Origin of the sequence: Hydrogenobacter thermophilus TK-6, from assembly GCF_000010785.1 — a bacterium.
In the GTDB taxonomy this organism is placed as follows: Bacteria; Aquificota; Aquificia; order Aquificales; family Aquificaceae; genus Hydrogenobacter; species Hydrogenobacter thermophilus.
In genome coordinates this window covers 512,559-535,055 of the sequence record NC_013799.1, presented here as the reverse complement: position 1 = coordinate 535,055, position 22,497 = coordinate 512,559, and the positions used below count along the sequence as shown (strand labels likewise).

At 45.2% G+C, this 22,497-nt stretch carries 26 protein-coding genes and 1 pseudogene; 5 read left to right on the top strand and 22 right to left on the bottom strand.

What is annotated here, in order from left to right; genetic code table 11:
- Window positions 1–10 precede the first annotated feature (10 nt).
- From HTH_RS02810 to HTH_RS02720, 18 genes and pseudogenes are all read right to left on the bottom strand, one after another.
- A complete protein-coding gene (locus HTH_RS02810) occupies window positions 11–3,436 on the bottom strand; it encodes a hypothetical protein (RefSeq protein ID WP_012963202.1) in 3,426 nt (1,141 codons plus the stop codon).
- A 2-nt stretch (window positions 3,437–3,438) separates the two neighbouring features.
- Window positions 3,439–4,473: a hypothetical protein gene (locus HTH_RS02805; RefSeq protein WP_012963201.1), complete on the bottom strand. Its 1,035-nt coding sequence runs from the start codon at window positions 4,471–4,473 to the stop codon at window positions 3,439–3,441.
- A gap of 3 nt (window positions 4,474–4,476) precedes the next feature.
- Complete coding sequence (locus tag HTH_RS02800; protein ID WP_232500456.1) at window positions 4,477–5,178, bottom strand: hypothetical protein; 702 nt, start codon at window positions 5,176–5,178, stop codon at window positions 4,477–4,479.
- 7 nt (window positions 5,179–5,185) lie between these two features.
- Window positions 5,186–6,124: a hypothetical protein gene (locus tag HTH_RS02795; protein ID WP_012963199.1), complete on the bottom strand. Its 939-nt coding sequence runs from the start codon at window positions 6,122–6,124 to the stop codon at window positions 5,186–5,188.
- A gap of 10 nt (window positions 6,125–6,134) precedes the next feature.
- Window positions 6,135–6,398: a hypothetical protein gene (locus HTH_RS02790; protein WP_012963198.1), complete on the bottom strand. Its 264-nt coding sequence runs from the start codon at window positions 6,396–6,398 to the stop codon at window positions 6,135–6,137.
- Between the two features lie 10 nt (window positions 6,399–6,408).
- On the bottom strand, window positions 6,409–6,762 hold the full coding sequence (locus HTH_RS02785) for a hypothetical protein (protein WP_012963197.1): 354 nt from the start codon (window positions 6,760–6,762) through the stop codon (window positions 6,409–6,411).
- On the bottom strand, window positions 6,755–8,374 hold the full coding sequence (locus HTH_RS02780; protein WP_012963196.1) for a hypothetical protein: 1,620 nt from the start codon (window positions 8,372–8,374) through the stop codon (window positions 6,755–6,757). The genes HTH_RS02785 and HTH_RS02780 overlap by 8 nt, the downstream gene beginning before the upstream one ends.
- Before the next feature lie 10 nt (window positions 8,375–8,384).
- The gene (locus HTH_RS02775; protein ID WP_012963195.1) at window positions 8,385–8,945 is read right to left on the bottom strand and encodes a DUF6682 family protein; all 561 of its coding nucleotides are present in this window, start codon (window positions 8,943–8,945) and stop codon (window positions 8,385–8,387) included.
- Between the two features lie 3 nt (window positions 8,946–8,948).
- A complete protein-coding gene (locus HTH_RS02770; RefSeq protein WP_012963194.1) occupies window positions 8,949–9,128 on the bottom strand; it encodes a hypothetical protein in 180 nt (59 codons plus the stop codon).
- A gap of 2 nt (window positions 9,129–9,130) precedes the next feature.
- Window positions 9,131–9,394, bottom strand: coding sequence for a hypothetical protein (locus tag HTH_RS02765; RefSeq protein ID WP_012963193.1), 264 nt, complete (start codon window positions 9,392–9,394; stop codon window positions 9,131–9,133).
- A gap of 89 nt (window positions 9,395–9,483) precedes the next feature.
- Entirely contained in the window at window positions 9,484–10,359 is an 876-nt protein-coding gene (locus tag HTH_RS02760) for a DUF5309 domain-containing protein (protein ID WP_012963192.1), read from the bottom strand.
- A 22-nt stretch (window positions 10,360–10,381) separates the two neighbouring features.
- Window positions 10,382–11,344, bottom strand: coding sequence for a hypothetical protein (locus tag HTH_RS02755; RefSeq protein ID WP_012963191.1), 963 nt, complete (start codon window positions 11,342–11,344; stop codon window positions 10,382–10,384).
- Window positions 11,345–11,356: 12 nt separating this feature from the next.
- Window positions 11,357–11,542, bottom strand: coding sequence for a hypothetical protein (locus tag HTH_RS02750; protein ID WP_012963190.1), 186 nt, complete (start codon window positions 11,540–11,542; stop codon window positions 11,357–11,359).
- 11 nt (window positions 11,543–11,553) lie between these two features.
- A complete protein-coding gene (locus HTH_RS02745; RefSeq protein WP_012963189.1) occupies window positions 11,554–12,375 on the bottom strand; it encodes a hypothetical protein in 822 nt (273 codons plus the stop codon).
- 171 nt (window positions 12,376–12,546) lie between these two features.
- Window positions 12,547–14,403: a portal protein gene (locus tag HTH_RS02735; protein ID WP_012963188.1), complete on the bottom strand. Its 1,857-nt coding sequence runs from the start codon at window positions 14,401–14,403 to the stop codon at window positions 12,547–12,549.
- A gap of 19 nt (window positions 14,404–14,422) precedes the next feature.
- Entirely contained in the window at window positions 14,423–15,817 is a 1,395-nt protein-coding gene (gene terL, locus HTH_RS02730; protein ID WP_012963187.1) for a phage terminase large subunit, read from the bottom strand.
- Window positions 15,807–16,205: a hypothetical protein gene (locus HTH_RS02725; RefSeq protein ID WP_012963186.1), complete on the bottom strand. Its 399-nt coding sequence runs from the start codon at window positions 16,203–16,205 to the stop codon at window positions 15,807–15,809. The genes terL and HTH_RS02725 overlap by 11 nt, the downstream gene beginning before the upstream one ends.
- A gap of 77 nt (window positions 16,206–16,282) precedes the next feature.
- A pseudogene (locus tag HTH_RS02720) lies at window positions 16,283–17,050 on the bottom strand (transposase); the annotation flags it as partial.
- 32 nt (window positions 17,051–17,082) lie between these two features.
- On the opposite strand from HTH_RS02720, the gene HTH_RS02715 reads away from it, so the two are divergent.
- From HTH_RS02715 to HTH_RS02695, 5 genes are all read left to right on the top strand, one after another.
- Complete coding sequence (locus HTH_RS02715) at window positions 17,083–17,658, top strand: hypothetical protein (protein WP_232500455.1); 576 nt, start codon at window positions 17,083–17,085, stop codon at window positions 17,656–17,658.
- Between the two features lie 85 nt (window positions 17,659–17,743).
- Complete coding sequence (locus tag HTH_RS02710) at window positions 17,744–18,067, top strand: hypothetical protein (RefSeq protein ID WP_012963184.1); 324 nt, start codon at window positions 17,744–17,746, stop codon at window positions 18,065–18,067.
- Window positions 18,068–18,178: 111 nt separating this feature from the next.
- Window positions 18,179–19,033 (top strand): hypothetical protein, encoded by an 855-nt coding sequence (locus HTH_RS02705; protein WP_012963183.1) that lies wholly within the window; start codon window positions 18,179–18,181, stop codon window positions 19,031–19,033.
- Window positions 19,026–19,400 (top strand): hypothetical protein, encoded by a 375-nt coding sequence (locus HTH_RS02700; RefSeq protein WP_012963182.1) that lies wholly within the window; start codon window positions 19,026–19,028, stop codon window positions 19,398–19,400. Before HTH_RS02705 ends, HTH_RS02700 begins: the two co-directional genes overlap by 8 nt.
- Window positions 19,397–19,927, top strand: coding sequence for a hypothetical protein (locus HTH_RS02695; RefSeq protein ID WP_012963181.1), 531 nt, complete (start codon window positions 19,397–19,399; stop codon window positions 19,925–19,927). Before HTH_RS02700 ends, HTH_RS02695 begins: the two co-directional genes overlap by 4 nt.
- A gap of 21 nt (window positions 19,928–19,948) precedes the next feature.
- On the opposite strand, the gene HTH_RS02690 is transcribed toward HTH_RS02695, so the two are convergent.
- The 4 genes from HTH_RS02690 to HTH_RS02675 form a co-directional block, all read right to left on the bottom strand.
- Window positions 19,949–20,284, bottom strand: a complete 336-nt coding sequence (locus HTH_RS02690; RefSeq protein WP_012963180.1) for a hypothetical protein — start codon at window positions 20,282–20,284, stop codon at window positions 19,949–19,951.
- A complete protein-coding gene (locus HTH_RS02685) occupies window positions 20,284–21,231 on the bottom strand; it encodes a metallophosphoesterase (RefSeq protein ID WP_012963179.1) in 948 nt (315 codons plus the stop codon). Before HTH_RS02685 ends, HTH_RS02690 begins: the two co-directional genes overlap by 1 nt.
- Window positions 21,232–21,243: 12 nt before the next feature.
- Window positions 21,244–21,534, bottom strand: a complete 291-nt coding sequence (locus tag HTH_RS02680; RefSeq protein WP_012963178.1) for a hypothetical protein — start codon at window positions 21,532–21,534, stop codon at window positions 21,244–21,246.
- 158 nt (window positions 21,535–21,692) lie between these two features.
- Window positions 21,693–22,496 (bottom strand): phosphoadenosine phosphosulfate reductase family protein, encoded by an 804-nt coding sequence (locus tag HTH_RS02675; protein ID WP_012963177.1) that lies wholly within the window; start codon window positions 22,494–22,496, stop codon window positions 21,693–21,695.
- Window position 22,497: the final 1 nt, after the last annotated feature.

The following is a 22,497-nucleotide window of genomic DNA, read 5'->3' as shown; positions in this document are numbered from 1 at the left end:
ACACCTCCTTTTATTCTTCCTGAATAAGCATTTGTTTGTATTTATCTCCCGAAGAGGGGGCGAGCCTTTCTTTCATTCGCCTTATCAAACTTTCATCTTTTAGCGCACCTGCAAGTCTCAGGTAAAGATACAGGTAAGCCTTCTGCCTTTGCCCTTCAGAATTTTGTATCTTATTGTTTAGCTCCTGAAGCGCAGAGTTTATACTCTTCAATGAGTCTCTCCGTCTATCCTCATCACCGCTTATAATGCTGTCCGTGTATTCGTTTATGAGTGGTTCGTAGTCATTTTTAAACTTCTTCTCCATCTTGTAGATGAGGTCTTTTTTCTCCAGAAAGTCGTAGTATTCAGTGGGCTTTACACCCAAACTGGTAAGCAGCGCATCTTTCCAGTCCCCCTCCTTTATCACCCTACCCTTATTATCCTTAACATAACCGCTCCTTATAATGTCATAAGCTTGGCTTATACTCTTTACAAACTTCGGGGTAAGCTCTTCTTTAAGCGCATCAGTTCCCTTTTCTCCCTTTGCTATGTCATAAACATCTTTCAAAATCCTTCCTGGTCTGCCGTAAAACCTTTCGTCAAAGGGATTGGGAAAGTCCAGCTTTACAGCCCCCCTTATATCCACACCCACCTGCTTTGGCAGACCCTCCAGAAGAACATCCCCAGCCTTGCCAAGTTTGTCCTTTATGTCTTCCTCCAGATCCTTTCCTGTTATGTGTCCGTAAAGCTCATTGAGAGCGCCCCATGTCCACGCAGTTAGAGGGTTTCCGTCTTTGCCCGCAAGCAAAACGGGGGCAGCAAAGAAAAGGATGGCTTCCCTCGGGTTAGCTTTAGCGCCCGTGAGCATCCTGTAGCTCAGCAGAAGCTGGTTAATTAAATATGTTTTATATGGAAGCGCAAGCTTGCTAAGGCTCCCCAATGCTCTTGGGTTTTGAAACTTCTCATACCGAAACTGGGTTTTATCCACCACCTCTTTTGCAAACTCCGTTGCCTTCTTCTCAAGTGGAACATTAGACTGTATAAGCTTGTAAAGAGGGTCATGCTCAGGCACACCAAGAAGCTTATTAAGAGTTTTTAACATTCCCTCGGTGCCTTCTCTTAATCCGTATTCCTTCGCAGCCCCGTAGGTTGCAACACGGTTTAGAACCTCCACACCCGAAAAGAGGGACATGGGCAGGTCTTTAAGCCCGCTGAGACTAAATCTCAGTCCTTCAAAGGAGCTTTCCGTCAGTATGCCTGCGTCAAAGAGCTCTTTTTTAATCTGTTCGTTATCTGTCAAGAGCGCCCTTGTGTATTTCAGCATACCAGCCAGCGCAGACTTTTTAGCACCCAGAATAGGTAATGTGTTGGTAAGCGTTTGTGTAGAGTTGACAAGAGCTGAGCTAATAGACAGACCAAGATCGGGTAGATAATTCAGCCAGTAGTTTGTTTGTCCCGCTATTCTTCTCACATCGTAAGGAGATACCTCTGTGCCTACTGACCTGCCAAGCTTGTCAAGAAACCACCTGCCAAAGGGAGTTTTAAGAAAAGCGTTTATTGTATCTGCTGCTACTTCTTCAGGCTTTGTGGGATAGCCCAGAACCTGCGTCTTGTACTCATCAAGCATCCTTCTCAGCCTGGGGTCTTTAATCTGCTCGTAGCCTTTTTCAAACTCACTTAAAAATCTGTCCTGATGTATCTTTTTGATGATATTGAAGGTGTAGATAGGCAGAGCAACCTCAGGGTCTTTTATATAACCATCTATATCGTATTTTCTCTCCAGAAGGTTGCTCACAAACCTGTATTTGGGTCTCCTGCCTATACCTGCCTCCTGCAAAAGACCCTTTACCTCTTCCGTTGTTAACTCAACGCCATCTTTCAGCTCATTTACCAGCGACCAGAAACGGGGGTTTGTTATCCTTAGCTCGTAGATGCTGGGAGGAAGCATCGCTTTTATGTTTACCTGCTGCCCCTCATCAATCCCCTTTTTTGCAATTTCTAACGCTTCATCCCAAGTTTTAGCAGACTTAAACTCATCACCCACCTGAACCCTTATGTGTCCATCAAAAATGTGGGGGAAGTAATCTTTTCTGTAAGAAATATTCAGTCCCTGCCCTTTTGCGTAATTGTAAATGTCATCCAGGTATTGCCTTATCTGATTGGCTACAGGTTTATAACTTTCAGGCAGTTCCTTTGTTTTACCCTCTACATAGTCCACAATCTTGGCACGGTCTTCATCAGGCAGGTTTTTTATCGTTTCCTTTATCTGCCCAAGTCTGTCCTGTAGCCATGTCTTTATATCCTTTTCAAATCCCTCTGTGTAGTCTTTCGCAGCCCTGTACACACTTGCAGTCTCCGGGGTTTCTTTTAACCACTCATACTGAGGTAAGACCCACCGTTTAGCGTTCGCAAAGATGCCTGCCCTTGCCTCCTTAGCAGGCTTCTCCACTCCCAGATCTTTTGCATAAGTTAGCGGGTCTTCGGGAACCTTGGTTAGCCCTTTTAACTGCTCTGTGGAAGGTCCGCCTGCGTAGAAATTTAAAACCTCGTCAGAAACAGGCTTTTCGTTTCCCTTTACAGTCAGCTCTTCAATTGTAGGCTTTTGTATTACTGTCTCGGCTGGAGTTGCTGTGGTTTCAGCAGGCTGGGGACTTTTCTTAATCAACTTCTGCTTTACAAGCTTTACCGCCTCCTTCTGCTCTCCTTCGGGCAGTTTAGCCTCAAGAGTATCAAGAACCTTTACCGCCTGCTCGGGGGTTTTACCCTTAAGAAGACTACTCAGCCATTTTCCTACAGTATAACCACCAGCACCCACCCCAACATCAAGCGCTGTCTGCGTTAAAACATCCTGACCGGTGTAATCTCCGCTTGTCGCCTGAGTTGCTGAATAGCCAAGTCCAGCGCCAACATTTTCAGCAATAGCTTCGGTTAACCCTTTTTGACCGAGCTTCCGTGCTATAGCTTTACCAACCGCACCTCCCGTCTTCAGAACGGGTGAAAAGCCAATAAGGGATGGTATTTCTTGAACTATGGATGAGCCAGGGAAATCATACACTTCCTTGTATTGCTCTGGTATCCAGTAGCTTTTAGCTTCCTGTCCGAGCTGTATAAGAGTTTCTGCAAGTCCTTGCCCCTGCGTTTTAGGTACAAAGGGTAGCTTTTCTACAAGCCCCCTCCCCTTTTTAAGTATCTGTCCCATATCCTCAGCCAGCTCGCCTGCGCCATAAGCAAAGGCTCGCCCTATCTTTTCAGGAAGAGACACACCGCTTAAGTCTTTAAGTATCTTGGTTTTCATCTCAGGAGGAGCCTTTGCGTACTGTGGGTCTAAGTAGCTCAGGACTTTATCAATCTTTTGAGGATTTCCCTTTAAGTCGTTTAATATTGCATTTCTCTGTTCCTGACTTGCGTTTGCGAAAGCAGGATCAAGATAACTAAGCACTTGCTCAAGGTTGGGCATGACTACCTCCTGTAGAGATCAAAAACGCTCCTTGCGGGTTGCCTCGTATTTGGACTTTGAGAAACAGGACTGCCAGTGCGTGGATCTATTTGTTGTTTTGTGACAGGATCGTAGAAATTACCACTGCGGGGGTCAAACAGAGCTGGAATCTCTTTACCCTGCACACCCAGGACCGGATTTTGTTTAATCTCCTCCTGACTTGCAGGTACTCTTATTTTTACATGCTGATACTTTGTATCATTGTTCTGAAGACTCTTCTCTAACTGTATTTCAGCCATCCTGTTTGCGTGTCGTGCACCTTCTAATGCAAGCTCTCTGCGCAGTATTGCCCCCTCTTTTACGGAAGTAATTTGCTGAAGTAGATTAAGGTCGGGCTGTATTTTTGCAGAGAATACCTGACCACCTGAATCCTTATCAAATCCGAGCACATACACCGTGCCGTCAGCACTCTTCGCCTGTATAAACTGTACATCTTTCTTTCTAAGATCTTTAATATCCTTAACTGATATGTCGCCCTGAGCTATACCGAGAGCTAAGTAGCTTGCGGTGTTTTGATCCATGTCAGGGAACAGCTTAGGAAGAACTTTTGTCATGGTCTGAAACTTGTTTAATGATTGAAAAGTTTCTTCCTGTTTCTTTATCAGATTGCTTAGCATGGGGGAGAAGTCCAATCCGTACACATTAGCTTGAGCAAGAATGGGTAAAGTCTTCTCATACAGTTCCTGCGCATATTCTGTCGGTGATTTAGGTTGTTCAGTTATCTTAGAAGGTTGAGGGACTGTAGATACAGAAGAAGGTTTAAAGAGGGTGGGGGTAGGTAATGTAAAAGATGGTGGATTCTCTATCTTAGTTTCTGTATCGGAAGGAAGACTTGAAGTAAGCTGACTTGCCAGATTTTGTACAATCTCAGCCCTCTTTTGCAATGCTGACATCTGTTCTTGCTGTTGTAATTTCATAAGTGCAAGGCGCTGTATGGTATCCACTATGGGTGCGAGTAATCCTCTCCCCATCTGCATGTACTGTCCAAAGTAATCCATAGCTTAACCTCCTATCCCCCTAAGCAAATTGTTCATAAGCGTGTACTGCAGTAATCCCTGCCCAAAACCTGACAGCAATCCACCAAGCGTGGTGGACATGCTGGGATACTGAACCACGCCTGCGGATATGGGGAATTCAGCTTCTCTGGAATAGGAGAGGGGAATCTGAAAGAGAAAATTCATAACATCAATGGGTGTCAGAACATTCTTTAAATATCGCTCCTTCTGTTGCTGATCAAGCGCAAGCTGATTTGCCATCAAGCCCAGCGCTTCATTTAACATCCTTGCTCTTGCTCTACCCACACCATATACAGGTATCTTCATGCCAAGCACATCAACGGTGGGAAGATTCTCCCACGCCTTCAGCTGAGAAGCGTCAAAGTAGGGAGTACCGGAGACCAGCACATCAAAGGCGGTTTTTATATTATCTCTGAGTTGTGGGAGGCGTGAAGAGGTTATTCTTGGCATAGGCTGTGGTTGATCACCGATGGGAGTAGAGTTGTCCCCGGGGATTGGAGCCTGAATATCAAGCATATCGTTGAGCATCTTTGTTAGAATACCCTGATAATATCTGGCTAAGTTTGCATATCCCTGAGGTTTTGGGATAAAATAGCTACTCGTTTCTGGAGCATCACCCCCACCGAGCAAACCCCCAAGCAATGTGGAACCGAGACCTAAAGCGAGACCGAGACCAAAATCCATCATACCCCTCCTATAAGCCTATTAGGGAAGTAAGCAATCCTACAAGTGGAGCGGGGTTGTAAGAATACGATGACGAACTGCTCGTGCCTCCCCCCCCACTTACCTGTGCCAATGACATAAATGGTATTAAAGCCTTGACTGCGCTGAAGGGTTGGGAGTATGCCTTTTCGTATGCATCACGCAATAGCTGTGTAGCATAGTTGGAAAGCTGTGTCATGTACTCACTGCTAATGCTCCCCAGTAGCCCCTTCGCTACCGAGCTGTCCAGCACTCCTCTATTTGCCAACCCCTCTATCGCACCAAGTATATTTGTCTGAAAGACAGGGCGGGTTAAATCTTTCCAGCTTTCTATAAGTTTATTATTTACATCATTAAAAGCAGAAAGCGTTTTTGAGTTTACCCCCCCTCCAAGGATGGTGTTGAATACATCCTGGAATTCTGGGGATGACATAAGCCTGAGTTGGAAGTCAGCAAGTTGTTGCAGAATAGGTGGGTAAAGACCGGAAAAGTTCACGTTCCCAGAGAGGCTCTGCCCACCCGAAGTGGCGACATACATGCCACCGCCGCCACCGCCGTAATATCCACCCCCGCCGCCATAATATCCACCCCTGCTACTCCCAATCTGCCCCGCACCAGGACCATAGAGAGCTTCGGGGGTAGTTCCGAATGCAGCTGCTGTATATGCTTGCGTAGCTGCACGATAAATATCACTAAAGGCTCCCTTTGCTGCTGGAGAAGCAAAATCTATGTTATACCATGATGCCGGCCCATTACTTCTTTCCTGTACTGCCCCCGCCTTATCAATAAGGTTTACTGCGGCATTGTACAGATCGGGGCGATTCTGCTGTACCCAGTCCACAAAATCTTTGTTTATGCTGAAGTACCGAGAACCGCCTGTATCCCAACCTACATCTGCTGGATCAATTTCCCAACCAGGTACCCAACCCATTGTTAACCTCCTACTGAACTATACCGTGAACAAAAAAGTTAGCCTGACCTGTGGAGGAGGCTGTTATGCTGTCTCCCCCGTTTAGTATCAATTTTATGGACAAGCTAACACCAGCGGAGAGGGGCTGACTAAGAAAAACTGTGTTGTTGATCTTCAGCGTAATGTTTGTTGAAGAAACAGCGTAAATATCAACAAATGCAAATACCGTTTTACCGGCAGGAGCAGTGTAAATTACCACATCTGTCTGGTTATTCAGACTTGCAATCGCCAGCATCTTCCCCCTCCTAACTCATAAAGAAGGCAACGCCTGCACTTAAAAGGCTCAGTGCGGATTGCACCTCAGGGTGCGCTGTGGAGTCATGATTATGAGCGTATATCAACGCATCGCTTATTCCATCGCTCTTAATAGTCCCATCTGGATTGTGCGCGGCAGCAAGAAAGGTGCGGAGGTCGCTCACTGTCCAGTTATCACTACTTACATACTGAGCGAGCAATTTCCAGACTACCCCGTCCCAGCTCCCGTTAGTCCAGATCCTGTTTAGAAAGCTGATAAGCTGATTCAGTTCATTGTCCACCTCTGAACTCTTTATAATTGTTCCCGGCTGAAAATCATACAGCCTGACGATCGGATCAGCCATGCTTCACCTCCATGTCTATTTCAAACGCAAACAATTCAAGGGGGGTGCCTGTGCGCATTGTAAAGTCTAAAGTGCGCCCAAAGATGACCTGTCTCTTATAAATTGGGGTGTTTGTATCTGTACCATACCTCGCACTATCCCAGAGCGCTCTGTCCCAAACTGAGGGGGGAGTTATCTGTGTGAATAGAACACGTTTACCTTTAACAAATACAGACAGATCGCCATCCATGAATGGAAGTACCCTTATCGCAATGCGTTTCACCAGTGTGTTGTTTATGTAATTCCCAATGTGTGCAAAATCAACACTATAAGCGATGTTTATTCCAGCGTCAGTATTTATAGGTGCAAACTTGAAGACGCCACCCCCGCCAGCTAAATACACATCAGTTCCTACCACAACGCCACATACACACGGAACCGCAAAGTTAAGGAAGGTGCATGCGTTCCTCTCAGGCGTAAAAGCAAAGGGTAGCGCATCGGATCTGGAAAGAAAGAAGATAACATATTCACCGGGTAAGGGAAGCGCAAAGCGCTCCTGCGATGTTGTGTCGTAGGTATCAAAGTGTAATGTCAATGGGACAGGCTCCACTTCTCCGTATCCCAACAGCTTGGATAGAGCGTAAACAGACCTTCCCCAGTTAAAATACAGATCCCCTAAGAAAGGCCTGACGGAATACTTGTTATTTACTGAAACATGCTGCGCCACTCTTGACAATGTGTAAGTCTGTAAGTTGTATCCAGAGAGAATATAAATAGCAGGTTTGGGATCGCCCTTGAAGATAACAAGCTTGTCATAGTAAACATGAATCCCCTTTATTTTTGCACCGTCCTGTTTGTTTACAGATATAAAAAACCACGCGGAAGGATCCCGCACAAGTGATATGTATATATCGCTTCCGTAAGCAACATAAATTCGTTCATCTTTAAAAGCTATATCGTCAGCAAAAACATTTATAACTTCGGAATTGGAATACTTTACATTTATCTGTGTGCCATTAGCTGGTGCGGTAGAAAAAGTAAGAGATATACTACCTGTTTGATAATTTACGGTTCCTGTACTGATGTAATCCCCTGTAATATTTCCCTTCCCGTCATCAACTGCGGTGTAAGTAGTGCTACCTACAGTATAACTAACACTAACCGAGGAAGGAGTTACAGGCGTAGCAAGTGTGCCCGTAAAAGATGTGGTAGTCCCGTCCCCTGTCCCTATCGTTTGTGTCTTGTAAATGAAATCGTCAACTGTCCCGAATGTAGTTCCATCGTAGTACTTTAACTTGCCTCCGTCCGCAATCCACAACTTACCAAAGGCTTCAATGAAACTGCACTCTGGAGTATCAACATTGCCTATAACAGTAAAGCGTCCGCTGGCAGGATCAAAACTGTACAATGTTGTCCCACTTGCGAGATACAACAGATTGGTCTTTGAAAAATAGCAGATGGATCTAAAATCTGCAGATGGAAGGGAACCAAGCAGAGATAATCCTCTCCTCGCCTTTAAAGAGCCGTACGGAGTTACATAAAAGTTTGTGCAGTTCACCAATTCGTTCGCATTAAGGGAATTGGGCGGTTTGGTATTCACTACACCCGCAAAGTTTATCGCTGAAACGATCATCTTTTAGCCCTCAAAAAGGCATGGGTCTTTCTATAAAAGACATACCGTAGGCAGAAACGAGTTGAGCAATTTTTTGCTCGTACAGAGAGGAGAGCTGAACATCAAAAGCGTTAGGGACCTCTATGCGATTCTTGGCAAGGTAAACGCAAATCTCAAAGAGTAAGTTGTTAAATATCTGCGGTATCTGTATAGTGTCGCTGAGATTGCTGTAATTAGGAAGAGAGTAAAAGTAGTAGAGGCTCACACTCGCATTTTTAGAATAAAGCGTGTTTCCTATTATCTTGTAAGTTTTATCTGTTACCTCAGCGTCAGGCGGTACAGAGTTAAGAATGTAGTTATTAGCGGAAACTGAATACTCCCTGATAAAGTCGCTGGGAAGCAGAGCCTGATCATTGGTGAGGGTCAGGTTTACATTTTTTAAAAAGCCCTGAAAACCTAAGTTAACTGCGCTTAAGACTATGTAATCCTGTGCTTGATTGATGTAGTTTATCAGCTCCGCGTCTGTGAACTCAATTGCCTGGGGGTCGTTGAGCAAAGTCCTGAGCCTTAATACAGCCTCCGCTACAGTCATTTACTAACCTCTTTCTTTTTCTCTTTCTTTTTTCGGTTTTTCATCAGAGATCCTTGTAAAGCCTTCTTCCTCAAAGAGGCTCACAAGGTATTCAGGCACTTCAATTATGTCCTTGCCAAGCACATCAACGCCAAAGATCCAGTGCGTAGCCTCATGTTTTTCAGGCTTTTTCATCTTCACCATCTTCAAAATCCTCCCTCTGATGTTCTGTATTCGGGGTGCTTTTTAATAAAGTCTTTTATAGCTTCATCATCGTTTATGTCTATCCCGTGAGAAATAAGCACATCAATGGGTATAGATGCCACCTTACGCCAGACCTTAGATTTGGAAATACCCTTGCCTATTTCCTTTCTCTCCTCGTAGTTTGCTCTGAGGTAAGGCGTTATATCCACAACCCTTGTGAGGGTTATTTTGCCTGTCTTCTCATCGTAGTCAAAGATCACAGCCATGTTTTCACTCCAAAAAGAATTAAGCAAGCGGGCTGGCGCCCGCCAACCAAAGGAGGTAGAGCTGAGCGGATGAGGCAGGCGGTGCGCTATCAGGCTATATCCGCAATTATGGCGTTAGCCTTCTCGGCTCTGACTTCTAAGGTCAGCTCACCCACCACAACTCTCTCTATCCTATCGCCCACCTTTGCTATCTCCTGTTGTTTGAAGGGTCTGAGGTACGCAATTTTAAAGCGCCCCTTTTCAAGGATAAAAACCTTGCTGTCAGGCATCCACCTGTCAGCTACAATGCGTACAAGACCAAAGTCAGACTCATAGACATCCACAGTGCTAACAAGCTTCTTATCTTCCGCAGCGACGGTTTTCGTCACTCCCGCAGTGAAGGAGGACACAGTTCTCTTATTCTTGCCAGATACCACCACAACATCAGGATTTCCGCCTGCCTGCCAGGCCTGCTGAATTCCGTCGTTCAGGAGCGTCTCGGTCAGGGCTCTTGGACTACCACCGTTAGCAAGGACATTGGTGATCACAAATGCCTGAATGCCACCCATCTGCCTTGCGGTGGTGGCGTTTCCGGCAACAGCGGCAGTGTTGTTGATTATTGCATACTCAACGTCTCTGGCTATCTCTTTCATAGCCTTCTGCATCTGGTAAGCTATCTCGGACTTTATGCCAGCCTTGAGAACAGCCTCCTGAGTTTCAGAAATGCCGTAGCCCTTGGCGAAAATCTGGGTGTAGTTGCCCTTTCTCACCCTTGTCTGCGGGTCTGCGATGGGATAGTTTGCGCCTTCCACCATTGCGTTGGTTCCGGGGGCAGCGAGACTGTCCTCAATCCATTCATGATAGGTAGCCTTCGCTGTCGCCTTGCCAAACATAGAGTAAAGTGGTGTTTCTGTGGGTGATATGTTTGTTATTATGTCGCTGAGGTCTTCTCTGTTTCCTACAGCAGTGTAAGTTGTAAGCGCCATGTTTATCCCTCCCTAAGTTTTTTTACACCAAACCTGCCTCTATGAACCAGCGGACCTTTTCCTCTTCGCTGAGGTGAGCAAGTTCTCTTGGGTCAAAGGAAGGCTTTGTTTTCACCTCCCCTGTGCCAGCACTCTCCACCTTCGGAGGCTCCTGTTTTGTTGTGAGCTTTTGCTGATAATACTCTTTTCTGACATCTTCCCAGAAACGGAGAACAGTATCAATATCCCCTACCTTTATAGCACGTTCTATCTTTAGCGCTTCCGCATACGGCAAGCTGTACAGTTTTTGCTCCGCAAGTCTGTCAATCTCTTCAAAGGCAGGCTCTTTCTCACGTATCTCTCCTATCCTGTTGTAAATTTGCAACATCTGTGCCTGCCGCGCCAATATGTTCTGTCCTGCAAGGGTTAGAGCCAGCGTATGTTTAGGGTTGAACTCGTCAAAGGGTTCCCCAAACTGGGCTTCCACCATCCTCTTGGCTTGCTCCACGATGTCATCAAATGGATTCTTCTTGGGCTGTGCTAGTTGGCTTACAGCCATCAGTTTTTGAGCAAGCTGAGGGTGTTTCTGAGCTGTCTGGACAAGCTCAGGGTCTTGAATAAACCTCTTGGCAAGCTCTGGGTCTGTTAGAGCCTTGTCCAGAAGCTTTTCTATTGCTTTTCTCTCTTCCGCAAGAGCCTGCGTCTTGCGGGTATAATCCGCCTGCATGGACTTATACCACGGCAGAAGCTCAGGGGGTATTCTGTTGGGGTCAAGCTTGTCAATGCCTATCTTTTGTATCTCTTCAGGAGTGTAGTACTCCTGCTTTTCTCCCTGAGCCTGCTCCTGCGTTTCCTGCTTCTCGGGTTGCTCTCCTTCCTCTTCGGAGAGTCCCCAACTTGACAGGTCAACGCTTAATTCACCCTCATGCGTAAGGGCTATCTCGGGCTTTTGCTCTTCTTGTGCTTTGGGTTGCTCCACAGGAGTCCCCTGATTGTGCTCATCCATGTCTTCCCCTCCTTATTTGATTACAAAACTGTTTGTTGACGCGTCATAAACATAAGACTGTGGCGTTGCGGAAAGAAAAACTTCGCTATCCTGAGAAATCTGAATAAGCTCCACTTCAGGGTGATACGTTTTATACTCGGAAGAATAAGTAAAACCAAGAACCCTTTTTGTTTGCTTATCTATTATCACAAATATCATCATCCTCCTCCTTACTGCGTGAAGCCACTGAAATCAAGCTCCCTAATCAGCGGGTAGCCAGATGTGCTTACTGTTAATATTCGGTAGTATTTGTAGTAATTTACTAGAAGCGGAAGGGGTAGCTGAACTGGAGTAGCCAAACGCAGCGCGGGAGAAAAGGTTAAAATATCTTCCCAACTGGTACCATCTGAACTTCTCTGCACCACACACAGATTTATATTCTCTATATTTGTGTAAGATAGCGTATGCACAAAAACGGGGACAGAAAACATATACCCGACCCATTCACTAGGATTGGGGGTAGCAGGCTCCCAGAGGGTGGTACTATTTTTGTCAAAAGCCTTATAGAAATCGTTACTGGAGCTGTAAATAGAACTGCCCAGCGCTTGCCCCTCAGGTGTGGTATTGGAGGTCATAGTAGGCACAGACTTACTGGGTATAGCTGTGCTACTGGTAAAGATTTGTCTAAATGAAGGATTTCTACTGATGAGATTTAAAAGCTCCTGCGACTGTATGGCACTCCTCATGGCTTGTGCGTTCTGCGCAAGAGTTTGAATGCCGTTGTAAGATCGTCCCAGCTGAGTGATAGCAACAGAGGATGCAAAGAACATGTTTAACGCAGTGGTGGAGTTAAAAACCGTAGCCAGCTGTGGGGAGTTTACAACCGCATCCATCACCGCAGGGTTGGAGAAAATCTCGGAGTTAAGAACCAGTTTGTCATAAGCACTTGTGAATTGAGAAAGGAAGTTTTCCAGATCTGTTGCATTTCCTCCAGCGAGGATGTTAAAGAATCTGGTTTTTAAAGTGGATGAAGAAAGCCCTGTAATAGGCATGTCTAACCCCCCTCAATAACCTTTTTGGCGGTCTCTCCCCCGAGTATGCGAGAGGTGAGTACTGCCTCAAATCTGTCTAAGATCTCAAGCTTGAATTTGATCTCCCCCCACTTTTCTGGATCACTCCCCCTCCACTCCTCAAAATAGTATCTGCGAAGTTCCTCAAAAAGTTCACTGAGGCAATCCTTCACCTGCTGAGCTGTTAACCCCTTGAGGTATTCCTCCCTGAGGAATACCAATCTCTCCTGTAATTCCTCCATTTAATCCCCCCATCATCATTTTCATCTGTGCCTGCTCAGGGTCTTGCAAAAAGTCATCCACATTCTTGTAGCCCATCTCTTCAATGAGTTTTTTAACAAGGTTGTAAACATTCTTAGGTGTTGCTATGCCGAGCTGTAGCAGTTTAGGATACAGCTGTAGCAGTAATTGCAAGTTTGCCATGTTTGTCTGTTTTGTCCCAACTCCAATGCCAGCGGAAATGACAACGTCAAACTCTCCGCTCAGGTCATCGGGAGCTATCGGCAGAGACTTGTTTGTAAGCCTTATGACTGTCTTCTGGTCTATAAATTGCTGGTTCAGATAAACAAGGAAAGAGAAAAGGTCTTTAATCCCAGTTTCTGCAAATATGCGGGCTATAAGTTCCAGGCGCTGGTTCGCAGCTTGCATTATCATAGAGATTCCCGATGCGGTTTTGTTTAAAGACCGCCCATCAAGCCCCTGATTGTAGCGTGTTATCCCAGTTCTGTTTTCTTTCGTGCCTTCTATGTATTCAAGGAAGTTAAAACTCCAAGGTGCTAATGGTTGCGTTGGCAGAGGCATGATAGCCTGCCTTATGTCCGCCCCAGCCTTCATCCTGATAACAGGTTTGTCATTTACAATATCTTGCACATTCACAAGTGTGTCATTTATTGCAATCTTGTAGTCATTGTTCATGCCGACATTTACAATAATCTGATTGACAAGTGCTGTTTTGAGGTCTTGAATATCTTTTAGAACATCCGCAAAGGATTTGCCCCACAGCTGATAAGGTTCAAGGATCGGTGCTAAAACAAAGAACGGAGGTCTGCCGTAGATGTTTTCCTGTATTCTTAGTATTGTATTGTTGCCAACTGTTATTATGACATCTTCCAGCAAACCATCGTTATTGATGTCATACTTCGTGTAGCACTCATAGAGCAAGACCTTTCTTCTTGCCAGATCCTGATCACTCTCAGAAACCGCATACTTTTTGTAAGGCTTGAGATAATAATCTGCCATCTGTGTATAGCGCAAATCGTCCGAGCTTGCACTTTCTATCACCTTATCCACATTCTTGTAAATGCCCTCTTTCTCTTTTCTTTTTAGATAGTCAACGGTCACAACTTTTCTGTGCGCTACAAATGGTGAGTCTTTAACTGACAGCGTTGATGGGTGAAATATAAACTCTGTAGCTGGGACATTCTCAAGGCAAGGTTGATTTTTTGAAAGCCTGCTGATCTTCAGCGCAACTCTGTAAATGCCGTTTCCCAGGTCTTGAGCGCTCTCTACAACTGCGGTAGGATCATGCTGAGCAAGTTGTAGCTCATCCCACCCCAGTACTATCTCTTTCTTTTGTGTTTCGTATTCCCTCTCCCAGTAGCACTTTACTACCCCAAGCCCGCCTATCAGCGCATCCTTAAACCACTTATAAAATATCAGAAATCCCTGATTCTGGTTCTGGATCTGGAAGTTGATGAGCTCTTGAAGAATGTCCGCCTTCTTGACATCTTCAGCCTGCCTCCCCACGATACTTACCACATCCTCCCCACCGAAGAATATCCGCATCAATGACGGCATAGCCCACTCAATGGTATCAGCTATGTCTGTCAGTGTTATTTTTGAACGCTGGAAGAGTTTGGGGAACTTCTGAGCGTAGTACTCAGGGTCTGCGTTGTAGAGCTGATATCTTTCAATAAGCTTCGGTTCTATTACCTGTTGATAAAAGTTCTCAGCGTTCTGTATGTCAGCAAGAACATACGACAAAATCTTTTCTTCGTCTTTTATTTTCATTCGTACCTCCTAATTGGGTCTATAAGCTCCATGAAGGCAGCTCCCCTTCCGAATGATGTATCGGTGGATAGGCTATCTGCTCCATGTAGGCAAGGGCGTCTATAAGGTCATCGTGCTTGCCCCTCGGGAACATCAAGAGCTCGCTCTCAAGCTCCGTAAGGAAATGTGCGCCTGCAGGGAACCAGACCGCTTTTATGGTAAATCTCGGTTGCAGAGCTTGTATACGAAGCTCTTTCTTTTTCTCAGCTTTCAGCTCCTGCACTCTAAAGAAAAGTCCCCGTGCGAGCATTTCCTTTTGCAAGAAGTGGGCAAGGGCTGATTGATACGCCACTTTTTCAATACCCACTATCAAGGGTTTGTATTTCTTTACAGCTCTAAATATCGCTTCTATTTGCTCGCTCGGGTCGTAGCGCCCGTAATCTATATCAAGCACAAACCAGTGGTTTTCTGGGCTGACCGCTACAGTCGCTATGGCAGTAAAGTCTGCAGTGTCGGACTTAGAAATGGCAAGGTCTACGGTTGTGAAGATGTTAAAGTTTAAAGTGTCAAGGCGCACAGGATCGTAGTATTGAAAGTATTCTTTTTTAAATATCTGTTCTTCAGGCGCAAGGGCTATGTTCATATACTCTCTATAAAACACATGCAAAAGCCCTTGCGCTCTATAGTCTTCCCGTTTGCGCTCTATCCACTCAAGTGTAAATCTGTCCTCCCAGGTCGGCTTTCCTTCTTCATCAATGATGCCGTATCTTAGCCCCCTGAAGCTAAAGGGGGGGTTAGTGAGAAGGTTGTTCAGAAGGCTGTCCTCATGTAGAACTGTACCTATAACAAAAATCCTACCAGTTGAAGACAGAGGTCTCACATCCGCATGAAACCACTCTTTGAGCTTTTTTCTCTGAGTTTCAGACTGAACGCTCTCACTGTCTTCTATGTCATCAAGTATGACGATATCGGGCCTTTTCTCATGGTATCTGATGCCCCTGAGATTTTGCCCTGCGCCGTAAGCCCTGATGAGACACCGATTCATGCTTGCAAGGTCAAGGTATTCAAGCTCATCAGCGTTGTCTTTTTTTATCTCGATGAGACTTGAAAGAAGTGGGTGTGCCGTTATTTCGGCACGCAGGTTTCTGAGCTGTTCTTCTGCACGCTCTTTTGAGCTTGCTATGTAAACAATGTATCTATATTTACAGTGCAGGATGTTCCATGCTGGGAAGAATATCCACACGTATGTAGATTTAGCGAACTCTCTCGGAAAAGCTATGACAAGATTTTGCTTGCTCTCTGTAAGTAGCTCAGCAAGTTCGTAATGAATGTCTGCAGGCTTATGCGTGCAGTAGTGAGGAAAGAGTAGCTCTGCAAGGTCTGGAAGCGGTTTAGACAGCAATAAATCAAGAACTTCAATAGTTTCATTTTGCATATTTCTGCCTTATCTCTGCGAGTGCGCTAAGTAGTGTGCTGAGCTTGTCCCCAGCCTCATGTGTATGATATTGCTTCTCTCCGAAAACAGTTTTATACCATTGTCTTACCTCTGCCTGAGCTTGTTTGAACTCTTCTTTATCTTCTGACAGAAGCATCTCGTAAAGTCTTGCAATCGCAATGTTTGAAGCTTCTGAAAGTATTTCGTGATAAATTGCATCTTTCTCTTTTCTGAAGCGCTCGGTACCGTAAAGCTGTATGCACTTCAATATATAAGGATAAGAGTGTCCGAAAGCCTGTGCGACTTGTTTCAGACTTTTGCCCCAGTTTTCGGGATTGCGGTAATAGTCCAGTAGCTTTTCTACTATGCGAAGGTGAGCGGTGCGCATGTGTAGCCTCCAGCTCTGTGCTTTTGGATTAAATCCTGATTTCTTTTTGTAATACTATGGGATAATTTAAAGATATGTCAAGTGGTCAGATTGTCAAGGGCTTGAGGAGAGTGTTTAAAAATTCCCCAAGCGCTTGTATTCCAGTGTCTGAAAAACACCATAACCCTCAAAAGCTTCAGGGACAATAAAAGGAGTTCAGCAAGAACCATCAGGTTATACAGCACAAACCTGCCAAGCACATAAAGACTCGCTATGTGAAAATCACACACCCTATCCCTGTCCCCAAAAAGGTTTTTGATAGTCCCAAAAAACTGCTCCACTCTGTAGCGATACTTCTTGTAAACCTTCCTCATCCTCTCGTAATTCCCTTTAACCCATAACCTATACTCGTCCCTCACCTTCCTACGCATGGTGTCCCTCACAGGGACTACAGCCTTCATGCCAAGCTTCTTTACTCTCTTTAGCACCTCCACAGACTTACCATAGTAGGCGTCTCCTACAAAGTAAGAGCTTCTGAAAGGAAAATCCTTGAGTATCTCCAGCAAGAGCCTGTTTTCGTCCGAATATGCTACACCTGCCTTAACTCCAACCGCTACAGATTTACCTCTCACTATCCCAATAAGAGCTTCAGTTTTCACATGAGCTCTAACCTCCCTTCCAAAGCCCGTTCCATCTGCTACAATGCAGTGAAACTCTTTTGCTTCAAGGCTCTGGATTATTTCTTGAGCAGTTTTGTGTATTAACTCCTCAAGATAGCTACTGCTGAGTTTTTTGAACCTGTAGTATATGGTGGTGAAGTCGGGAGCTTTTGGGAAGAGCTCTGCGAGCCTTGAGACAAGGCTTTTTCAGCACTTTTGAAATATGATTAAGATCAGTTTTGAGTATATATAAAGAAGTGTCAGATTTTGCAGAAAAAGGGGGTTATCTAAAAAATAGAAAAAAAGGAGGTGCAAACATGAGTGACCTGCAAAAGAAGCTCTACAGGCTTTACGAGAAGAGCCTCGGGAAAGATATGTTTGAAGTAAAAGAAGAGGAGAGGGTAGAGTCTGAGGAGGGACAGGTCAGGATGTTTTTCATGACCCCTCCAGAATTCATACTTGTTCTGAAAAAAGAAGGAGATCTGAATGTTATAGTCCCGCTCACAAGCTATTTACAGCTTGCTATAACAAACAAATACCCTCCCCTTATAAGGTGGAAAGGCTTCCGTTTAGTTCCCCTTCCTTTCTGGGTTTATGCAAATGAGAAACTCCTGCAGAAGTATTCCGTTCCCGTTTTTAAACTGAGTAATCTTGAAAAAATCCGTGAGTATGTAAAAAGTGCGCGCACGAAAGGAATAGGAAAATGGCGTGAGAAGTTCATAGAGAAAACAGCAGAAAGATACGCCGACCTTAGTCTCTCAAGCCTTCTATACAATTTTACAGAATATGACGAAGATCATAAAAAAGGGACTTGACAATATACCCTTGATGGGGTATAGTAATATACAGGAATAGGGCAACAACCCCGAAAGGGGAGTTAGCCCAAAAGGAGGTAGAGCTATGAGGACGGTCAGAAAAGAAGTTATAGCAGAGGCATGGAGGAAGCTTAGCAAGAAACAGAAAAGAGAACTACTCGAAGAGATACTATATCTTCTCGAAAGAAACAGCACCGACGCTGCGCCCGTTTTTCTACAGTATGACCCCGTGGATGACGAGATGTATGTGCGGAGTCATTTTATTGGCAGGGGAGCTGTTGTGAGGCGGTTTTGTCCATCCTTCCTTGAGGACTGGCTGCCTCGCGAGTGGGGCAAAAGAGCCAGGCTACAGAGACTTGAAGAGTTGATAGAAGAAACGCTCGAAGAACTCGATGGGCTTGAGTTTTAGCTCCCTGCTCCCTGTCCCTCCCTCGTTGGGGGACAGGCTGGAGGGGTTCCTCCCTCTCCCCAGTTCCCGCCGCTGGGGAGGGAAAAACTAAGGCGGGAAGGAGGTAGAGCTATGAAGATCTGGAAGCTTGTCAAGGAAGCAGAAGGTTATAGGGTTTACTCCTCGGAGGTCAGGAACCCGGAAGAGTGGGATAACAAGAAGGGAGGATATGTTCTTAAGGGGATCGAAGAGATCCCTGAGCTGTCACAGGAAGGCTGGGAATACACCCTTACGGGAGGTCAATACCCTGAATTGATAGTGTATGATCCCTCGAAAATAGCGATTGTCTGGCTCTCAGCAAGGGAAAGGGAGGAGTGGGAAAAGGGAAAACTAAAGGTTGAAGGGATGCTGGACTGGTATCCCGCTTCGGTTCACAAGGGGTGGAAGATCGTAAGAAGACAAGCTATCTTGATACTTGACGCTACGAAGGGGAAGGTGTATGAGAACTACACGATAGAATCGTATGATCCCCAAGAGCCAACCCCAAAAGATATAGAAAAAGTGGAATCTCTTCTCAAATCCGCTAAAAGGGTAATAGATGGAGATGAGACGATCGAAAAAACAACAGAACCCGATCCTGAGAATCCCTACATAACCCACATCAGATATGACAAGTGCGAATTCTGTAAAAAGATTCAGGAGAAGTTTAACAATCCTTATACCTCATGCTTCGTTCACTCTATCTACGAGTCTATCATTTCTACCTCTCCGAGAAAGTCCGTTGTTGTCGTGAGAAACGAGCATCTCAGGGACGAAGAGCTGAAGAGGACAATCGATAGAATCGTTATTCAGCCCTCCCCCTCTGTAGCCCTTGCGGTTCTCACGAAGGAGGGGGATGTTCTCTTCCTGAAGAAAGAGGGAAAGCCTCTCGTGAAGCTGAACTGCCTGAAGGGTAATGTTTTTGAGGAGGTGCTACAAAATGCTTAACGCAGAAGTTGTAATAACCGCTTACAAATTCGTCTCCCCCCTTTCAAGGAAAGAAGCGAGGGAGAGACTCGGGGTTCTAAAGAGATACCTTTTACCCTTTGAAAAGGAGCTCTCTAAAGAGACATTCAGAGAGATATTCCTCTCCCTTTTCGGCAAAGAGGTTGAAGAGGTTGAGGTGCAGAAGGGGCTTTTCATATTCCTTTATAACTATCTTCTCCGCAAAGCTAAAGGAGAAGAGCTTCTGAAGGAAGACGAAGAGTATGAGATCGTAAAACAGTATGAACACCTCGTAAAGCACTTCCCTAACATAGACCCAAAACATTACAGGGGGGATGTCTTAAAATTCTTCAGAGGAGGATCCTCATGAGCTTTAATGAAGCTCTTTTCAAATACGAACTCGTCAAGTATTTACACGAAGAACCTCCTACATACACAAGCCTCTCCCTCACAAGGGGGGAGGCTGTTAAGCTTGTGGGGGAGGGGAAGCTAAAGGAGGTAGAAGAAAACCTTAGAAAAACGATACAACAACACTTAAAAGACCTGCCCCCCGATTTTGAAATTCCTATCTCCCTTCGTTTTTCACCGATACAGACGAGTATAACTATCACGAGTAAAGACTTTACTTCAGAAGAACTTGAGATAACCTACTACCCCCTTGATGTTTTGCTAAAATACATAGACCAAACCCTCCTTAAGAAAGCTCAGCTCTTCAAAAAACTCCCCGAAATCCTTTCAGCTTCTTCTCTTACACTTGTAAAGAAAAAGCGACTTCTCGTTCTTCGTGCATACAAAAACAAAACACGAAAAGCTCTTTTGACAACGACGAATAAAGACCCAACTTTAATAGAAGCTTTAGAATATCTGATAGATCTGCACCGCCATCTCAAATCGTAATAACCCATAATTCGGATGGCTCTACCACAGCCCCAGCATTTGCCCCGTGCTGTTTATCTTACCCAGCATTAGAAGTTCATCCTTTGTAAAGTAGTCCAGCCCCTCCACAATTTCTTCAACAAGCTTTTTCTCGCTTTCATCCAGAGCGGAAAGAAACTCTTGCCAGACAACCTTGTTCACATAAGCGTTTTCCACATGGTTTTTCGCAGGTTTACCCTGCCCGATCGTTATCACCGAACGCCCCCCGTTTAAAATTTCGCAGGCCCTTTCGTATTTTCTGTTTGCTATTCTTATCTTCTTTGCAATCTCCCTGCAGTACAAAAGCTCGCTATCGCTCAACTCTTTAAACAGTCTCATTAAAACACCTCCTCCCCCTGTATTAAAAAGTTTCTGACCTGAAAATGCTTGTTTTCAAAAAGCTCCACAAAAGCAAACCCGTGCGTCCATTCGTTGTTAGGGGAGTAGTCGGGCTTGAGATCGCAAAGGCAACCCACGACCCAAGCTCCCGAAAGCTCGTCCCTTATGTCTTTCTTTGTGTCCTCCTGTCTCCTGTGGAAGTGTCCAATCAGGATGTTTCTGAATGACTTTCTCAGGTAAGAGATAGCTATGTTTACACTTGCAAAGCTTCTGTATTCATGCCCGTGTATAATGTCCAGCTCCCCCGCTTCAATTCTTCTTTTCTCCTTGACGTAAACGATGCCAAAATCTTTGAGTCTCAAAAAAGTATCTGTTTGAAGTTCTTCTATGTCATAGAGTTCGGGGGCTTTTCGTGATAAAAACCTCGCAAGCCTCTCTTCATGATTCCCTTCCTTATAGATTATTTCAGCATCAGGAAAGATCTTCCTTATCCGATCAAAAGCCATCAGGGCAAGTTCTCTTTCCTTTTGAAGGTTCCGCCTGTCAGGTCTCCTTTCCCAGAAGGAAACAGAATAAAAGTCCACAATGTCCCCATTCATCACCAGCGTGTCTATTTCCAGTTCATAAAGCTTTTTTAATGCGGTCTTGAGCGCAGTCTTATCGTGATAAGGGAAATGCACATCCGAGATAACGCCTATTCTTCTGTATCCCTTTAACCTGTATGGTCCCCTATCGTTTTTGTCCAGAGGTTCTGGGATGTCTATAATGTCCACAGGGTTTAGGTCAAAGCTTATCGGCTCACTCCCGTTTTTCATCATGAGATACTTCACTATTGCCCTTATTTCTCTCGCCAGAGCCTCGGAAACTTTTAGCTTTTCCATAAGCTTTCTGCGGGAAGGTAGCCCCTCCCTCGCTAACTCTAAAGCTTTTGCTACAAGCTCCTCCATCCACAACCCTCCTTAAATAACCTTACTCACCACTACCACTACCAGAACCATAAACACCAGCAAAACCAGAAACCACACGAGAGCTTTGATCAGATCTATGAAGGTTATCTCTTTCATCCGACCCTCCTCTGCTTCTTTTTCTATCTCAACCTCAACCCTGATCCATAGAAAACCATTTCCCGCTTCGTAATAGAGATAGTCGCCCCTGATAAAACCGTTCATTTCTCCGTTTATGATCTTGCGGAGAATCTTGATTTCAAAATCGCTCTTAGCTTTGATCTTTAGCGTTTTTTCTTCCCTCATCTTACACCTCCTTTAATCCCCCGCCTGCCGAGGGAGGGGCGGGTAATCAGGGCACTTCCCCTGTCCTCCTCGGCTCGGACGTGCCCGCCACACGCCCTTGACGGCGGGGGGGAGCAATTGCGGCTGGCGCCACGGGAGGGGAACTCCCATTACCGCTTTCAAACCTTGCAAAACTCACAAGTTTCCTCCTTAAACAGGTCTCCCTGGACATCTTCCATCTTCAAGAGCCTCAAGAGCTTCTCCCCATCGTAGTTATCTTTTATCCGTCCATTGTAGCCCATTTCTCTCAGTTCCTTCTCTAACTCTATGAGCTTGAGGATATTTGCTCTTCCCTCTTCCGTCTTCCAGCACGCTTTCCACTCCCGAAGTCCTCCGAGAATACAGGGATAACAGCCCACACGGGAGTGTCCCATATCGTAGAGCGGGTTTCTCTCTATTCCCTTTTCTTTCAGGAACCTGAAAACCTCTTCCTCTGTCCAGTCCACGATTGGGAGGCGGGCTCTAAGGTGCTTTATCTTCTGCCTTAACTCTGCGGGCAAACCCGTGGCAGTTTCTACATAAGAGTAAGTGTCTTCAGGTGTAAGGTCTCCGTATTTCTTCTCTCTTCTGAAGCTCTCGGATGCTCTTATTCCAAGCCATACTTCCTCTATCTCTGGATGTTCAGCTAAGAATTCAGCAGTCGGTATAAGCTTGAGGTGGTAGGTGCAAAACCTCTGATTGCCATGTGGGAACATCTTTTTCTCTTTGATGCATGTGAGAAGGTCTTGCCATTTTCTACTTTTGAGCCTGACTATCTCAATACTGAGCTTCGTTTCAAGATAATTAAGATACGCATATGTAATAGAACTTTCCCAGCCTGTGTCCGTAAAGATGGGAATAACTCTCTCCTTCGGGAACCTCTCCAGAGCTACAAGAAGCGTTGCTGTGCTATCCTTCCCACCGCTAACAAGAACTGCTATCATT

Excerpts from the sequence above, each read along its gene's own strand:
- HTH_RS02810 (WP_012963202.1), bottom strand. The coding sequence starts at position 3,436 with ATGCCCAACCTTGAGCAAGTGCTTAGTTATCTTGATCCTGCTTTCGCA.
- HTH_RS02805 (WP_012963201.1), bottom strand. The coding sequence starts at position 4,473 with ATGGATTACTTTGGACAGTACATGCAGATGGGGAGAGGATTACTCGCA.
- HTH_RS02800 (WP_232500456.1), bottom strand. The coding sequence starts at position 5,178 with ATGATGGATTTTGGTCTCGGTCTCGCTTTAGGTCTCGGTTCCACATTG.
- HTH_RS02795 (WP_012963199.1), bottom strand. The coding sequence starts at position 6,124 with ATGGGTTGGGTACCTGGTTGGGAAATTGATCCAGCAGATGTAGGTTGG.
- HTH_RS02790 (WP_012963198.1), bottom strand. The coding sequence starts at position 6,398 with ATGCTGGCGATTGCAAGTCTGAATAACCAGACAGATGTGGTAATTTAC.
- HTH_RS02785 (WP_012963197.1), bottom strand. The coding sequence starts at position 6,762 with ATGGCTGATCCGATCGTCAGGCTGTATGATTTTCAGCCGGGAACAATT.
- HTH_RS02780 (WP_012963196.1), bottom strand. The coding sequence starts at position 8,374 with ATGATCGTTTCAGCGATAAACTTTGCGGGTGTAGTGAATACCAAACCG.
- HTH_RS02775 (WP_012963195.1), bottom strand. The coding sequence starts at position 8,945 with ATGACTGTAGCGGAGGCTGTATTAAGGCTCAGGACTTTGCTCAACGAC.
- HTH_RS02770 (WP_012963194.1), bottom strand. The coding sequence starts at position 9,128 with ATGGTGAAGATGAAAAAGCCTGAAAAACATGAGGCTACGCACTGGATC.
- HTH_RS02765 (WP_012963193.1), bottom strand. The coding sequence starts at position 9,394 with ATGGCTGTGATCTTTGACTACGATGAGAAGACAGGCAAAATAACCCTC.
- HTH_RS02760 (WP_012963192.1), bottom strand. The coding sequence starts at position 10,359 with ATGGCGCTTACAACTTACACTGCTGTAGGAAACAGAGAAGACCTCAGC.
- HTH_RS02755 (WP_012963191.1), bottom strand. The coding sequence starts at position 11,344 with ATGGATGAGCACAATCAGGGGACTCCTGTGGAGCAACCCAAAGCACAA.
- HTH_RS02750 (WP_012963190.1), bottom strand. The coding sequence starts at position 11,542 with ATGATATTTGTGATAATAGATAAGCAAACAAAAAGGGTTCTTGGTTTT.
- HTH_RS02745 (WP_012963189.1), bottom strand. The coding sequence starts at position 12,375 with ATGCCTATTACAGGGCTTTCTTCATCCACTTTAAAAACCAGATTCTTT.
- HTH_RS02735 (WP_012963188.1), bottom strand. The coding sequence starts at position 14,403 with ATGAAAATAAAAGACGAAGAAAAGATTTTGTCGTATGTTCTTGCTGAC.
- terL (WP_012963187.1), bottom strand. The coding sequence starts at position 15,817 with ATGCAAAATGAAACTATTGAAGTTCTTGATTTATTGCTGTCTAAACCG.
- HTH_RS02725 (WP_012963186.1), bottom strand. The coding sequence starts at position 16,205 with ATGCGCACCGCTCACCTTCGCATAGTAGAAAAGCTACTGGACTATTAC.
- HTH_RS02710 (WP_012963184.1), top strand. The coding sequence starts at position 17,744 with ATGAGGACGGTCAGAAAAGAAGTTATAGCAGAGGCATGGAGGAAGCTT.
- HTH_RS02705 (WP_012963183.1), top strand. The coding sequence starts at position 18,179 with ATGAAGATCTGGAAGCTTGTCAAGGAAGCAGAAGGTTATAGGGTTTAC.
- HTH_RS02700 (WP_012963182.1), top strand. The coding sequence starts at position 19,026 with ATGCTTAACGCAGAAGTTGTAATAACCGCTTACAAATTCGTCTCCCCC.
- HTH_RS02695 (WP_012963181.1), top strand. The coding sequence starts at position 19,397 with ATGAGCTTTAATGAAGCTCTTTTCAAATACGAACTCGTCAAGTATTTA.
- HTH_RS02690 (WP_012963180.1), bottom strand. The coding sequence starts at position 20,284 with ATGAGACTGTTTAAAGAGTTGAGCGATAGCGAGCTTTTGTACTGCAGG.
- HTH_RS02685 (WP_012963179.1), bottom strand. The coding sequence starts at position 21,231 with ATGGAGGAGCTTGTAGCAAAAGCTTTAGAGTTAGCGAGGGAGGGGCTA.
- HTH_RS02680 (WP_012963178.1), bottom strand. The coding sequence starts at position 21,534 with ATGAGGGAAGAAAAAACGCTAAAGATCAAAGCTAAGAGCGATTTTGAA.
- HTH_RS02675 (WP_012963177.1), bottom strand. The coding sequence starts at position 22,496 with ATGATAGCAGTTCTTGTTAGCGGTGGGAAGGATAGCACAGCAACGCTT.